The organism is Actinomycetospora succinea, from assembly GCF_004363095.1.
In the GTDB taxonomy this organism is placed as follows: domain Bacteria; phylum Actinomycetota; class Actinomycetes; order Mycobacteriales; family Pseudonocardiaceae; genus Actinomycetospora; species Actinomycetospora succinea.
Window position 1 is genome coordinate 634723 of sequence record NZ_SNYO01000004.1, and the last position, 12765, is coordinate 647487.

Genomic DNA, 12765 nt, shown 5'->3' on the forward strand with positions numbered 1-12765 from the left:
TGCGCAGCACCCCGCGGAGCGCGCCCGCCGGTCCTACCGTGGAGGCATGACCGGAGGCAACGACCGTGCCGAGCTCGGGGAGTTCCTGGCCTCCCGACGGGCCCGGATCACCCCCGACCAGGTCGGCCTGCCGGTCTACGACGCCGGCAAGCGCCGCGTGCCCGGCCTGCGCCGCGGCGAGGTCGCGACCCTGGCCGGGCTGTCGGTGGACTACTACACCCAGCTCGAGCGCGGGAAGGCCGCCGGCGTGTCCGAGTCGGTGCTCGACGCGATCGCGCGGGCCCTGCAGCTCGACGAGGCCGAGCGCTCCCACCTCGCCGACCTGCACCGCAGCGTCACCACCAGCCCGCAACGGCGTGCCCGCCCGAAGCGGGCCACCGCGGTCCGCCCGATGCTGCGGCGGCTGCTCGACGGCCTGACGCTGCCGGCGATGATCGGCAACGCGCGTCAGGACCTCGTCGCCGCCAATCCCCTGGGCTACGCCTTCTACGCGCCGCTCTACCCCGACCCGCAGCACCCCGACCCGGCCGTGCCGGTGAACTTCGCGCGGTTCTGCTTCCTCGACACGGCCGCGTCCGAGTTCTATCCCGACTGGGACTTCATGGCCGACGTCGCCGTCAACAACCTGCGCACCGAGGCCGGCCGCGACCCCTACGACCGCGACCTCTCCGACCTCGTCGGCGAGCTCTCCACCCGCAGCGAGGAGTTCCGCGTCCGCTGGGCCAAGCACAACGTGCGCCTGCACCGCACGGGCACCAAGCGCTTCCACCACCCCGTCGTCGGCGAGATGGAGGTCGGCTACGAGACGATCCCGCTGCCCGCCGACCCCGGCCTGCGGCTGACCGTCTACAGCCCCGAACCCGCCTCGCCGTCGGCCGATGCCCTGACCCTGCTCGCCACCTGGGCCGCCACGACCGCGCAGAGCACGTCCACCGTCTCCCCGACACCACCCACGAACACGAGGACCACACCGTGAAGACCGCGACGCTGAACGATCTCCAGGTCGGACGCCTGGGCCTGGGCGCCATGGGCATGTCCCACGGCTACACCGGCGCCGGCAGCGACGACGACGAGTCGATCCGCACCATCCACCGCGCCCTCGACCTCGGCGTCACGCTCGTCGACACCGCCGAGGTCTACGGGCCCTACGTCAACGAGGAGCTCGTCGGCCGGGCGATCAAGGGCCGCCGCGACGAGGTCGTGCTCGCCACCAAGTTCGGGCTGATCTCCCACACGGGCCGCGAGGGCGCCGACTCCAGCCCGGAGAACGTCCGGGCGGCCGTCGACGGGTCGCTGCGCCGCCTCGGCGTCGACCACATCGACCTCTACTACCAGCACCGGGTCGACCCGAGCACGCCGATCGAGGAGACCGTCGGGGCGATGGCCGAGCTGGTGGCGGCCGGCAAGGTCCGCCACCTCGGGCTCTCGGAGGCGTGGACCGACACGATCCGCCGGGCCCACGCGACCCACCCGATCACGGCGCTGCAGTCGGAGTACTCGCTGTTCACCCGCGACCAGGAGGAGATCCTGCCGCTGCTGCGCGAGCTCGGGATCGGGCTGGTGCCCTACTCCCCGCTGGGCCGCGGCTTCCTCACCGGGCAGATCCGGACGGTCGAGGACTTCGCCGACGACGACTTCCGCAAGGACAACCCGCGGTTCGTGGGGGAGGCGTTCCGGCGCAACCTGGCCCTCGCCGACGAGGTCGGGGCCGTGGCGGGCGAGGTCGGCGCCACCCCGGCGCAGGTCGCGCTGGCCTGGCTGCTGTCCAAGGGCGGCGACATCGCCCCGATCCCGGGCACCAAGCGCGTGTCCCGGCTCGAGGAGAACGTCGCGGCCGACGGCGTCGAGCTCAGCGCCGAGCAGCTGCGCCGCCTCGACGAGCTGCCCCCGGCCGAGGGCGGGCACCACAGCGAGTCGCAGATGGCGCTCATCGAGCGCTGAGCGCGCTCACCGGGTCCTGATCGCCGCCGGGCCGGTGACTCAGAGGGTGTCGTGGATCCAGTCGGCGATGAAGCCGGTGGCGGCGGGCATGTTGTCGGCGCTGACGTGCTCGACACCGCCCTCCCGCGCGGTGAACCACTTGAGCTCGCGCCTGGGGCTGTTGACCGCCGTCTCGTACTGGGCGATCGCGTACTCGCGGGGGATCTGCCGGTCGTTCGCGCCGTGGGTGACGAGGAACGGCACGGTGATCCTCTCGGTGACGCCGACCAGGCTCATGGACGGCGCGAACGCCATGAACTCGTCGAGGGTGTCCTTCCCGAACACCCACTGGACGTGGTCCCAGTAGTGCGGCACCGGGCGGTCGCCCTCGCGGGCCAGGCGACGCTTCTGCAGCTCGCCCCAGTCGTAGTTGGCGCCCCAGGCCACGCAGATCCGGAAGCGCTCCTCGAACGCGGCGGCGCGCGGGGCGTAGTAGCCCCCGAGGGACCAGCCGATGACGCCGACGCGCTCGCCGTCGACGTCGTCGCGGGTCTCGAGCCAGTCCACGCACGGACCCGCCCAGTGCTCGCTGTCGTGCCGCCCGGTCAGTCCCCGCAGCCGGAGCGCCTCCCCGCTGCCGGGGTGGTCCACGATCAGCGACGACACGCCCCGCCGCGCGAGCTCCTGGGCGATCCCCGAGCCGTGGACCATCTCCTTCGTGCTGTCCAGCCCGTTGGTGAACACCATGCAGGGCGCCGGCCCGTCGACGCCCCGGGCGGCGACGAACAGCGCGGGCAGGCTCGTGTCGCCGTAGGGGATCTCCACGCGGGTGGTGTCGTGCCGGTCGAGCGCGAGGGCCTTCCCGAAGGCGTCGAGCATCGCCCGGTAGGCGTCCTGCCGCGGCGCGTAGTGCCTGCTCTGCAGGCGCTCCGCGGTGAGGTAGTGCACCGCCGCGCGGTAGTAGCGGGCGCCGGCCGAGAGGGGATGGCCCGCGGCCTCGTCCTCCCGCGCGAGCTCCGCGAGCCGGTCGGCCACCGCCGTCCAGGAGCGGAAGAACAGCTCGGTGCCCGCGTCCTCGCCGTCACGGGCGGCGTCGAGGACGGGCGCGCACGCCTCGTCGACCTCGCTGATGTGGGCGCCGGTGTTCAGCGCGATGTTGACCGACAGGTTCCACACGTAGTTGCCCGGGAACACCTCGAACACGGCGGGTCCTCTCACCAGTGGGTCGGTGGCAGCCCGGGGACGGGCGCGGGGAAGCTGGGCAGCGTGGTCCCGCGCAGGCTGCCGAGGTAGACGTGGTCGAGGTGCGGGCCGCCGAAGGTGACGCTGGCGAGCCAGGGCGCGAGGGTGCCGCCGGTCGCCGACAGGGTCTCGAAGCCGACGGCCTGCCCGGCGGCGAACTCCGCCTCGAAGCGCGCGGTGGCCTCGGGGTCGCCGTCGCAGAACAGCTCGAGGAGCTCGCCCTCGGGCGTCAGGGCGACCAGGCGGTCGGCGAAGATCATCGTCGCCCAGAGGTTGCCGTGGCTGTCGAAGGTGATGCCGTCGACGAGGCCGTCGCCCATCGAGCTCGGCCCGAAGACCTCGCGCTCGAGCACGGAGGCGTCGTCGGCGATGCGCAGGCGCGTGACGCGCTTGCCGGTCGTCTCGGCGACGTAGAGCCACTGCTCGTCGGCGTCGAACCGGATCTCGTTGGTGAAGGCGAAGCCGTCCGCGACGACGCGCAGGCCGCGGTCGTCGAGGACGGCGACGTACCCGTCGGCCACGTGCCGGCCGATCGCGTCGCTCCACGGGTTGACCATGGTCGACACCGTGATCCAGGTCCGGCCGCGCCGGTCCCGGAGGACGAAGTTGACCTTGCCCAGCGGCTGCCCGTCGATCGTGTCGTACAGGGTGCGGACGGTGCCGCCCCGGTCCATGACCTCGAGGGCGTCGGTGCCGAAGTTGGCGATCAGGAAGTCGCCGCCCTCGGTGAAGGCGAGGCCGTTGGGCAGCGTGCCGGTGAGCAGGCTCCCCGCCATGTCCCGCTCGGTGTCGAAGTGCCCCGACGGGCGCGCCGCGACGAGGTCCTGCGTGCCGTCCGGGCCGATCCGGACGACGCCGCCCCGCGCGTCCGCGGTCCAGAGCGTGCCGTCGCGCTCGGCGAGGATGCACTCGGGCCGCTGGAGGTCCCGCCCGACCGTGCGGACGGCGGCCGGGTCGAACTCCCAGGTCAGGAGAGGGTTCGGCATCAGAACGGCTGGGCGATCTGGGCGAAGGCCTGGCCCATCAACCCGGCGTGGTCCGCGCCGGGCGTGCCCGGGTGCGTCTCCCAGAAGCTGATCTGCGCCGAGGTCTCCACGACGTACCGGCACCGGTCGAACCGGCGCTTGCCGAACGTGCGCAGGCCGTCGTCGACGCCCGCGCCGGCCCCGAGCTCCTCGCCGAGGGCGACCGCGTCCTCCAGGCACATCGCGGCGCCCGCGGCGAGGTGCGGGGTCGTGGCGTGCGCGGCGTCGCCCAGCACGAGGACGCGGTCGCGGTGCCACGGCTCGCCGACGAGGAGGTTCTCGAAGCTCGTGTAGTTGATCGGCGTCGTGGCCCTGACCTCCGCGCGCGCCGTCGCGGCGAACCCGCCGAACGGCGCGAGGCGCTCGCGCACCGCCGCCGGCGCGTCCGGGCCCGGGCGGAAGCTCGTGTCGATCGGGAAGAGCACGTACATGTACATGCTGTCCGGCCCGGTGGGCGTGAAGCCGATCGTGGTGTCCTCGCCGCCGACGATCTGGCACTCGGTGGTCAGCTCGGCGGGCCGCGACAGCACGACCCGGTAGATGCCCTGCCCCAGGAACCGGATCTCGACGTCGCCGTGGACGAGCCGGCGCACGGTGGAGCGCAGGCCGTCCGCGCCGACGACCAGGTCGTAGCGCGAGCGCTCACCGCCCGCGAGCGTCACGGTCGCCGATCCGCCGTGGTGCTCGATGCCGGTGACCTCGGCGCCGGTGCGCACCGTGACCCCGGCCCGCTGCGCGCGGGCGAGCAGGATGCGGTGCAGCTCGGGGCGCATCATCCCGACCATGCCGGGGTGGTCCGTCCCGACCGCCTTCGGCAGCGGGAAGCGCGTGATCTGGTGGCCCGCCGGGTCGAACAGCTCGAAGTCGTCCATGGCGTAGCCGTGGGCGAGGCAGTCCTCGTAGACCCCGAGCCGGTCCAGCGCCCGGAGGGCGGCCCCGACGAGGGTGATGCCGCTGCCGAGCGCGTGGATCTCCGACTCGCGCTCGACGAGCTCGACGTCGATGTCCCGGGAGGCGAGGGCGGTGGCGGCGGCGAGCCCACCGATCCCGCCCCCGACGACCAGTGCCCGTGTCATGGCGCTCCTCCCTCGGGGCTGTGCCGACGACGCTAGGGGCGTTTCGTCGGGGGGAGATAGCGACGCGTGTCGATGCGAGCCATCGGCCCCATCGATGACCGGCGTCTAGGGATCCATGGCCGCCGCGGCGCGCCGGACGCGGTCGCGCAGCCAGCGGTGCGCCGGGTCCGCGTCGGTGCGGGGGGACCAGAACATCGCCTCGGTCATCGGCGGGACGTCGAACGGCGGCTCGAGCAGCCGGATCGGCAGGTGGGACGCGAAGGCGACGGCGAGACGCTCGTGCAGCAACGCCATGAGGCGCGTGCCCGGCAGCATCAACGGCTGGATGACGAAACTCTGGGTGTGCACGTCGACGTGCCGGTCGATGCCGAGGCGACGGAGCCGGAGCTCGCTGATCGTCATCCCCGGGGCGCCGTCGTAGGCGAGGTAGGGGAGCGTGCGGAACTGGTCGGCGGTGATCTGCTCCCCGACGTCGGGGTGGTCGCGGTCGACGGCGACCACGAACCGCTCGGAGAACAGCGGCGCGGAGCGCACCTCGGCGCCCCGGGCCGCGAGCTCCGTCGGGAGGATGAGCAGGTCCAGCTCGGAGCGGACGAGACGCTCGACCGCGTCGGAGGTGGCCGGCCGGACGTTGAGGCGCAGCTTCGGCGCCTCCGCCTCGAGCGCGGCCAGGAGCGGGCGCAGCAGCACCAGGAGCACGTAGTCGCTGGCCATCAGCGCGAAGGTCCGCTGGTCGGTCCGCGGGTCGAACTCGCGGGTCGCGCGCACCGTCGACTCGATTGTGTCGAGCGCGTCGCGGATGGGCCCGACGAGCTCGAGCGCCGTCGGGGTCGGGGTCAGCGACCGCCCCTCGCGCACCAGGAGCGGGTCGCCGAAGAACTTCCGCAGCCGCGCCAGCGACGCGCTCATCGCCGGCTGCCCCACCGACAGCCGCTCCGCCGCCCGCGTCACGTTGCACTCGGTGATCAGGACGTCGAACGCGACGAGCAGGTTCAGGTCCAGCTGCGGCAGCAGCGAGTCGCGGTCCATCGTCGGCGCCCTCCTCCGAGGGACGTCACGCTACCGCGATCACGGCCCGGTCATCGACGTGATCGATGTCGGACAGTCAGCGGCAGGCTGTCGAACCCGCGGAGCATGCGGTTCGGCTTGCGGACGAACGGTCCGGCGAGGTGGACCCCCGCGGCGTTCGCGACGAGCTCCTCGAGCACGACCCTCCCGATCATCCGGGCCACCGGCGCGCCCAGGCAGAAGTGGACACCGCGCCCGAAGGCGAGGTGGTCGTTGGGGCTCCGATCGACGAGGAACCGGTCCGGGTCCGCGAACCGGCGCGGGTCCCGGTTGGCGCTGCCGAAGGCCGCCATCACCCGCGAGCCCGCGGGCAGGGTGACCCCGGCGACCGTGGTCTCGGCCGTGGTGACGCGGAAGAACCCCGGCTGGACCGGCGACTCGTACCGGAGGGCCTCCTCGATCGCCGCCGGCACGAGGTCGGGGCGTTCGACCAGCAGGGCCCACTGGTCGGGGTGCGTCGCGAGGGCGTGCGCGAGGTTGCCCAGCATGTTCACCGTCGTGTCCATGGCCGCGACCAGGATCCCGCCGAGCAGGGAGACGACCTCGCCCTGACCGAGCTCGCCCCGCCCGCCGGCCTGCACGATGCGGTCGGCCCACCCGTCGGCGACGTACTCGCCGTCCGCGGCGATCTGGGCGACGAAGCCGAACAGCCCGCCGGTGGCCTCCGCGAGGGCGGGCGTCTCGCCGCCGGCCGGGCAGCCCATCGAGTCGAAGATCGTCGACGCTCACCGGCAGTACTCCTGGCGGTGGCGGTCGGGGTAGCCCATCAGCTCGGCCATCACCGTCGTCGGCACGGGCTGCGCGACCTGGTCGATCCAGTCGACCTGCCCCTCGGCCAGGGCGACCTCGAGCGCCCGGCCCACGAGCTCCCGCACGCGGGGCTCCAGCGCGCCGATGGCCTTCGGGGTGAAGTCCCGGGCGACGGCGCGGCGGACACGGGTGTGGTCGGGCGGGTCGGTGGAGAGGATGACGCCGCCCTCCTCCGGTGTGGCGACGGGTTCGAGACCCGCCCCCGTCGCGGACGAGAACGTCTCCCAGTCGCGCAGCACCGCCGCGACGTCGTCGTACCGCGAGATCAGCCAGACGCCGTAGCGGTCGAGGTGGGCGCACGGCGCCTCGTCGCGCAGGACGGCGTAGGCGGGGTAGGGGTCGTCGCGGTGCTCGGCGCCGAACGGGTCGAACGCACTCGCCGCCGCGGGTCCCGAGATCGCGGTCATCGCACGGCCCACGGGTTGGTGAGGTCCTCGTGCAGCTGCGGCGACACCCCGTCCTCGGTGCCCGCCATCCCGGCCGCCGTCGGGAAGGCGTCCATCATCGAGTCGGGCATGTGCCAGTTGCGGAAGAAGTCGTTCGACCCCTGCGAGGGCCGCCACGTCCGGGCGCGCCAATCGGGCACGTAATTGCGGTAACCGCCCGAGTTGAGCTCGACCCGCAGGCTACTCGGTTCCCGGAAGTAGAGGAAGTTCTGTTCCCCGATGCCGTGGACCGACGGCCCGTACTCGATGGGCGTCCCGTTCTCGATGAGGATGTCGGCCGCGCGGTTCAGGTCCTCGGGGTGGTCCGCCCAGAAGGCGATGTGGTGGACGCGCCCGGCCGTCGCGGACGTGTCGATGACGATCCCGAGATCGTGCGACTTCTCGTTGGTGGTCAGGACCGAGAAGACGGTGACGGGCGCGTCCTCGAGGTCGGTGAAGGCCATGACGCGGAACCCGAGGACGTCGGAGTACCACTGCGCGAAGCCGCGCACGTCCGAGGCCGCGATGGTCACGTGGTCGAGGAAGCGCGGCGCCGCGCCGTGGCTGCTGCGCCGCTCCGGGCGGTCCGGGTACGTGGACTCGTAGCCCGCCTCGGCGACGAACGGCGGGACGTCCCAGACCAGGCTCATCCGGTGCCCGAACGGGCCGACGAAGGTGAAGGTGCGGCCCTGGGCGGGCAGGTCGTCGCGCCACACGCCCTGGATGCCCGCGGCCTCCACGCGCCCGACGAGCTCGTCGAGCGCGGCCTCGCTGTCCGCCCGCCACGTCATGTCCGCGAGCCCGGCGTCCGGGCCAGGGGCGACGACGACGCTGTGGCGGTAGTGGTCGCCCCAGCAGCGCAGGTACACCTTCCCGTCGGCGCGGTCGACGACCCGCAGGCCGAAGCGCTCCACGTAGAACGCGACCGACGACTCGACGTCCGGGGTCGTGATCTCGAGGGAGATCAGGTGGCTCAGCAGCCTCGTCATGCCGGAAACGCTATTTCGGCGCTCAGATCGCCGGAAACAATTGTTGTCGATTCCTGTCATCGCGCGGATCGATGTGTTCGCGACGAGCGGGACCGCCGGGCGCGGTTTCGCGTCGTGAACAGGCCTCCGGCCGAGGGGTCGACGGCGAGAGAGGGCAGCGTCGATCGGAGTGCCGGTCGGCCCGGGTCGTAGGCTCGACGGCCCGCGTCACCGACGGAGGAGCAACGATGGCGGCGCCCGACGACACGCTCATGCCGGCCGCGTTCCTCGGCCACGGCAACCCGATGAACGCGCTGGCGGACAACCGCTACACCGCCGCGTGGCACTCGCTCGGGACGTCGGTCCCGCGCCCCCGCGCGATCCTCGTGATCAGCGCGCACTGGTACATCAACGCGACGGCCGTCACCGTGATGCCGCGGCCGCGCACCATCCACGACTTCTACGGCTTCCCCCGCGAGCTGTTCGCCGTCGACTACCCGGCGCCGGGGCTGCCCGAGCTCGCCGACGAGGTCAGCGAGGTCGTGCACCCGACCTGGGTGGGGGCGGACGTCGACAGCTGGGGGATCGACCACGGGACCTGGTCGGTCCTGCTGCACGCGTTCCCGGACGCGTCGATCCCGGTGGTCCAGCTGTCGATCAACGCCGAGAAGCCCCTCGACTACCACCTCGAGCTCGGCGCGCGGCTCGCTCCGCTGCGCCGGCGGGGCGTCCTGATCATCGGCAGCGGCAACGTCGTGCACAACCTCGGGGCGATGAGCTGGGAGCTCGCCGACGACGGCTACGACTGGGCCCGGCGCTTCAGCGACGTCTCGCGCGAGCGGATGCTCACCGCGCCCACGGAGTTCGCCGCGCTGGACGCCCACGCCGACTTCCGCACGGCCGTGCCGACCCCGGACCACTTCATCCCGGCCCTCTACTTCGCCGGGCTGGCCGGTGCGGAGGCGACCTCCGGGGTCGACGTCCTCGTGGACGGCTACGCCTACGGGTCCCTGTCCATGACCGCCTACACGCTCGACGCGTCGTGCCCGGCGGCCCCGGACGGAGCCGGGGCCCCGCGGCCGCCCGCCGACCTGCCGCCCGACGCGTCGAACATCTGACGCCCACACCTGCTCACGGCGTCACTTTCGGGTCAACTCCACACCACCCGCGATCACTCTCGTGAAGAGTCCGGGCCACCAGCGATCACCGGCTCGACACCACGAGGCGCCCACCATGACCGCCACCAGCACCCGACCGACGTCGTCACCCCCGTGGACCGTCACGGCCTCGCGGCTCTGGCACCTGCTGATCGCCGCCGTCGTCGGCGCCGCCCTGGTCATCCAGGTGGGGCTCATCGTTACCGGCGGCCCCGACCCCAACAGCGGCGAGGCCGTCGGCTCGCTCGGGATCGGCACCCGGGTGATCCAGACGCTGAGCTACTTCACCATCCAGAGCAACATCCTCGTGCTGATCGTCGCGGTCTCCCTGGTGATCGATCCCGTGCGGGACGGACGGGTCTGGCGCGTCCTGCGGCTCGACGCCCTGCTGGGCATCACCATCACCGGCCTGGTCTACGACCTGGTCCTCGTCGACTACGTCCACCCCAGCGGATGGCAGCTCGTCGCCACCATCGGCTTCCACTACATCTCGCCCTGGGCGACCCTGCTCGGCTGGCTGCTCTTCGGGCCCCGCCCTCGCATCGACCGCAGCACCGTGGCCTGGGCGTTCGTGTGGCCGCTCGCCTGGATCGCCTACACGTTCGTCCGCGGCGCGCTGGTCGGCTGGTATCCCTACCCGTTCCTGGACGTCGACCGGATCGGGTACGCGAGGTCGATCGTCAGCACGGCGGTCGTCTTCGCGGTGGCCCTCGTCCTGGTGGCGATCTTCGCGGGGATCGACCGGTTCCGCACCGTCGGCGCGACACCCGCTCCGAGCCCGCGGAGTGTGCGCGCCGTCGACGATCGGGAGGAAGCGCCCCAGGCCTGACCCCGGCGGTGGACGGGTGCTCCCGGGCGCGCGCGGTCGGGGTGCCGCTACTGGGGTCGGCGTGCGGACACCTGGTGCATGCGGGCCTGGAAGAACACGGTGTCGGGACGCTGCGCGCCGGCGGCGACCGCGGCCCGGATGGTGTCCAGTCGGTCGGGTGTCGCCGTGCCGGCCGAGGCGACGGCGTCCCGCATGTTGTCGAGCAGCTCGGCCAGGAACATCTTCTGCGTCGCGGTGGTCATCGGGTTCTCGACGGTCTCCTCGTGGACGTCGACCAGCCCGGCGGCGGTGAGGTGGGCGGCGAGACGGGGGCCGATGGTCGGATCGCCGCCGTGGAAGCGGACCGTTGCGGCGTAGACGTCGGCGAGATCGTCCAGCGCCGGCACGGGCGGCTCGGAGCGCAGGGTCGGGGTGAAGATGTCCTCGACCGCGACGACCCCGCCCGGGCGCACCGCCGAGGCCATCGCCCGGACCACGGCCATCGGGTCGACCAGGTGACTCAGCACCAGCCGGGCGAACGCGAGGTCGGCACCGGTGTCGGGGAGGCCGTCGCGTCCGGCGTCGGCGTGGAGGAAGGACGCCGGGACGCCGGCGTCGTCCGCCGCTCGACGGGCGATCTCCAGGGCGCCGTCGTCGAGGTCGACACCGGTCACCCGTCCCGTCGTCCCGACGGCGCGGGCCATCGCGATCGTGGTCTGGCCGTCACCGCAGCCGACGTCGAGGCAGGAGTCGCCCCCGCGCAGTCCCGCTCGCTCGAGGAAGCGGAGGGTCGAGGACGCCATGACCGTCGCCTGACGGGCGAGCCGGTCGGCGTCGGTCGCTCCGCCGGCGATGGTGTACGTCGCTCGCTCCACCCGATCCTCCTGATCAGCGCGGGTACCACGGTGCCGTTCGATCGGCGCGGTCACCTCGAGGTGCGGTCGGGCACGCGGCCGCGGGTCGGCACCACGCCGACGACGACCACCACGACAGCCTCTGTCGTGTCCGACGGGGAGTCGGGCGGACCGGTGCCGATCGTGCCGACCCCGACGTCGCGAGAGAAGCGTCAGGCGGCACCGCCCTCACACGACGGGGTGTGCGCGCCGTAGACGATCGGGAGGAAGCACACCAGGCTCGACCCCGGCAACGGTTGACCCGGGAGGCGCGATGGGGTGGGCGCGAGCGGTGGTCGCCGTGGTGCTGATCGCGCCGTTGACGCTCAGCGCCTGCACGACGGGGCGCGCGCCGACGCCGCCGCGCGAGGAGTCCGCGCCCGTGGGGGACCGGACGCTGGCCGAGAACCTCGCCGCGACGGCGACCGGGTCCGCGGCCTTCGTCCACCTGCAGGCCCTCCAGGACATCGCCGCCCGCAACGGCGGCACGCGGGCTACGGGGACGCCCGGCTACGACCAGAGCGTCGACTACGTCGCCGACACCCTGCGCCGCGCGGGCTTCGACGTGCAGACGCCGACGGTCGCGCTCGGGGGCGACGGCGACGACGAAGACCAGGGCGGGGACGCGGCGACGTCGGGCACCACGCGGAACGTCGTCGCGCAGACCCGGAGCGGTCGGACCGACGAGGTGGTGCTCAGCGGCGTGCACCTCGACAGCGTCCCCGAGGGGCCGGGCATCGACGACGACGGCAGCGGTGTGGCCGCGCAGCTCGAGATCGCGGCGCGGCTCGGCGCCGACGCCCCGGTGACGAACGCGGTGCGCTTCGTCTTCTTCGGCGCGGAGGAGGAGGGCCTGGTGGGCTCGCAGGCCTACGTCCGCGGGCTCTCGGAGGACGCGCAGCGGGACATCGCCCTCATGCTCAACTCCGACGTGATTGCCGCGCCGAACGGCGGCTACTTCGTCTACGACGGCGACGGCTCCGACGGCGCGAACACCGACGCCGCGGCACCCGGCTCGACGGCGATCGAGCGAGTGCTCACCGATCGGCTCGTGTCCCGGGGCGTCCCGGCGCGCGGGACCCCGTTCGTCGACGACTCCGACTACGGCCCCTTCGTCGCGGCCCGCATCGCCACCGGGGGCGTCTTCTCCGGGGACGCGGGCACGAAGACCGACGAGCAGGCCCGCCTGTGGGGCGGCCGGGCCGGCGCCCCGTTCGACCCCTGCTACCACCGGGCGTGCGACGACATCGGCAACATCGACCGCCCTCTGTTCGATCGCATGGTCGACACCGTGGCGTACGGGATCGGGGCGTTCGCGGTGGACCTCAACGGCGTCCCGCCCCGGAGCGAACGCGCGGCGCAGTGACGGGGAC

13 protein-coding genes are annotated in these 12765 nt (G+C 73.0%); 5 read left to right on the forward strand and 8 right to left on the reverse strand.

Features of this window, described 5'->3' with window-relative positions; genetic code table 11:
• The first annotated feature begins 46 nt into the window (after positions 1-46).
• Both EV188_RS18210 and EV188_RS18215 read left to right on the forward strand, forming a co-directional pair.
• Positions 47-976 (forward strand): helix-turn-helix transcriptional regulator, encoded by a 930-nt coding sequence (locus tag EV188_RS18210; protein ID WP_133827656.1) that lies wholly within the window; start codon positions 47-49, stop codon positions 974-976.
• Positions 977-1026: 50 nt separating this feature from the next.
• Positions 1027-1941, forward strand: a complete 915-nt coding sequence (locus EV188_RS18215) for an aldo/keto reductase (protein WP_243741810.1) — start codon at positions 1027-1029, stop codon at positions 1939-1941.
• A gap of 39 nt (positions 1942-1980) precedes the next feature.
• Here EV188_RS18215 and EV188_RS18220 read toward each other — a convergent pair whose 3' ends face one another.
• The 7 genes from EV188_RS18220 to EV188_RS18250 all read right to left on the reverse strand — a co-directional run bounded on the left by EV188_RS18220 (position 1981) and on the right by EV188_RS18250 (position 8555).
• Complete coding sequence (locus tag EV188_RS18220) at positions 1981-3123, reverse strand: alpha/beta hydrolase family protein (protein ID WP_133827658.1); 1143 nt, start codon at positions 3121-3123, stop codon at positions 1981-1983.
• 11 nt (positions 3124-3134) lie between these two features.
• On the reverse strand, positions 3135-4148 hold the full coding sequence (locus EV188_RS18225) for an SMP-30/gluconolactonase/LRE family protein (protein ID WP_133827659.1): 1014 nt from the start codon (positions 4146-4148) through the stop codon (positions 3135-3137).
• A complete protein-coding gene (locus tag EV188_RS18230) occupies positions 4148-5263 on the reverse strand; it encodes an FAD-dependent monooxygenase (protein WP_133827660.1) in 1116 nt (371 codons plus the stop codon). The genes EV188_RS18225 and EV188_RS18230 overlap by 1 nt, the downstream gene beginning before the upstream one ends.
• 105 nt (positions 5264-5368) lie before the next feature.
• Entirely contained in the window at positions 5369-6292 is a 924-nt protein-coding gene (locus tag EV188_RS18235; RefSeq protein ID WP_133827661.1) for a LysR family transcriptional regulator, read from the reverse strand.
• Between the two features lie 50 nt (positions 6293-6342).
• Positions 6343-7035 carry a cytochrome P450 gene (locus EV188_RS32995; protein ID WP_133827662.1) on the reverse strand — a complete coding sequence of 231 codons (693 nt, stop codon included), beginning with the start codon at positions 7033-7035 and terminating at the stop codon, positions 6343-6345.
• 21 nt (positions 7036-7056) lie between these two features.
• Positions 7057-7560: a cytochrome P450 family protein gene (locus EV188_RS18245; protein ID WP_133827663.1), complete on the reverse strand. Its 504-nt coding sequence runs from the start codon at positions 7558-7560 to the stop codon at positions 7057-7059.
• Positions 7545-8555 (reverse strand): VOC family protein, encoded by a 1011-nt coding sequence (locus EV188_RS18250; protein WP_133827664.1) that lies wholly within the window; start codon positions 8553-8555, stop codon positions 7545-7547. Before EV188_RS18250 ends, EV188_RS18245 begins: the two co-directional genes overlap by 16 nt.
• Before the next feature lie 227 nt (positions 8556-8782).
• On the opposite strand from EV188_RS18250, the gene ygiD reads away from it, so the two are divergent.
• Both ygiD and EV188_RS18260 read left to right on the forward strand, forming a co-directional pair.
• A complete protein-coding gene (ygiD, locus tag EV188_RS18255) occupies positions 8783-9652 on the forward strand; it encodes a 4,5-DOPA-extradiol-dioxygenase (protein ID WP_208114253.1) in 870 nt (289 codons plus the stop codon).
• A 115-nt stretch (positions 9653-9767) separates the two neighbouring features.
• Positions 9768-10520 (forward strand): Pr6Pr family membrane protein, encoded by a 753-nt coding sequence (locus EV188_RS18260; protein ID WP_166659944.1) that lies wholly within the window; start codon positions 9768-9770, stop codon positions 10518-10520.
• A 47-nt stretch (positions 10521-10567) separates the two neighbouring features.
• Here EV188_RS18260 and EV188_RS18265 read toward each other — a convergent pair whose 3' ends face one another.
• Positions 10568-11374: a methyltransferase domain-containing protein gene (locus EV188_RS18265; RefSeq protein ID WP_133827665.1), complete on the reverse strand. Its 807-nt coding sequence runs from the start codon at positions 11372-11374 to the stop codon at positions 10568-10570.
• Positions 11375-11666: 292 nt separating this feature from the next.
• On the opposite strand from EV188_RS18265, the gene EV188_RS18270 reads away from it, so the two are divergent.
• Complete coding sequence (locus EV188_RS18270) at positions 11667-12758, forward strand: M20/M25/M40 family metallo-hydrolase (protein ID WP_133827666.1); 1092 nt, start codon at positions 11667-11669, stop codon at positions 12756-12758.
• Positions 12759-12765: the final 7 nt, after the last annotated feature.

What these genes read in the sequence shown, in the direction of transcription:
- EV188_RS18210 (WP_133827656.1), top strand. Translation starts at nt 47, where the DNA reads ATGACCGGAGGCAACGACCGTGCCGAGCTCGGGGAGTTCCTGGCCTCC.
- EV188_RS18215 (WP_243741810.1), top strand. Translation starts at nt 1,027, where the DNA reads ATGGGCATGTCCCACGGCTACACCGGCGCCGGCAGCGACGACGACGAG.
- EV188_RS18230 (WP_133827660.1), bottom strand. Translation starts at nt 5,263, where the DNA reads ATGACACGGGCACTGGTCGTCGGGGGCGGGATCGGTGGGCTCGCCGCC.
- EV188_RS18225 (WP_133827659.1), bottom strand. Translation starts at nt 4,148, where the DNA reads ATGCCGAACCCTCTCCTGACCTGGGAGTTCGACCCGGCCGCCGTCCGC.
- EV188_RS32995 (WP_133827662.1), bottom strand. Translation starts at nt 7,035, where the DNA reads ATGGGCTGCCCGGCCGGCGGCGAGACGCCCGCCCTCGCGGAGGCCACC.
- EV188_RS18235 (WP_133827661.1), bottom strand. Translation starts at nt 6,292, where the DNA reads ATGGACCGCGACTCGCTGCTGCCGCAGCTGGACCTGAACCTGCTCGTC.
- EV188_RS18260 (WP_166659944.1), top strand. Translation starts at nt 9,768, where the DNA reads ATGACCGCCACCAGCACCCGACCGACGTCGTCACCCCCGTGGACCGTC.
- EV188_RS18250 (WP_133827664.1), bottom strand. Translation starts at nt 8,555, where the DNA reads ATGACGAGGCTGCTGAGCCACCTGATCTCCCTCGAGATCACGACCCCG.
- EV188_RS18270 (WP_133827666.1), top strand. Translation starts at nt 11,667, where the DNA reads ATGGGGTGGGCGCGAGCGGTGGTCGCCGTGGTGCTGATCGCGCCGTTG.
- ygiD (WP_208114253.1), top strand. Translation starts at nt 8,783, where the DNA reads ATGGCGGCGCCCGACGACACGCTCATGCCGGCCGCGTTCCTCGGCCAC.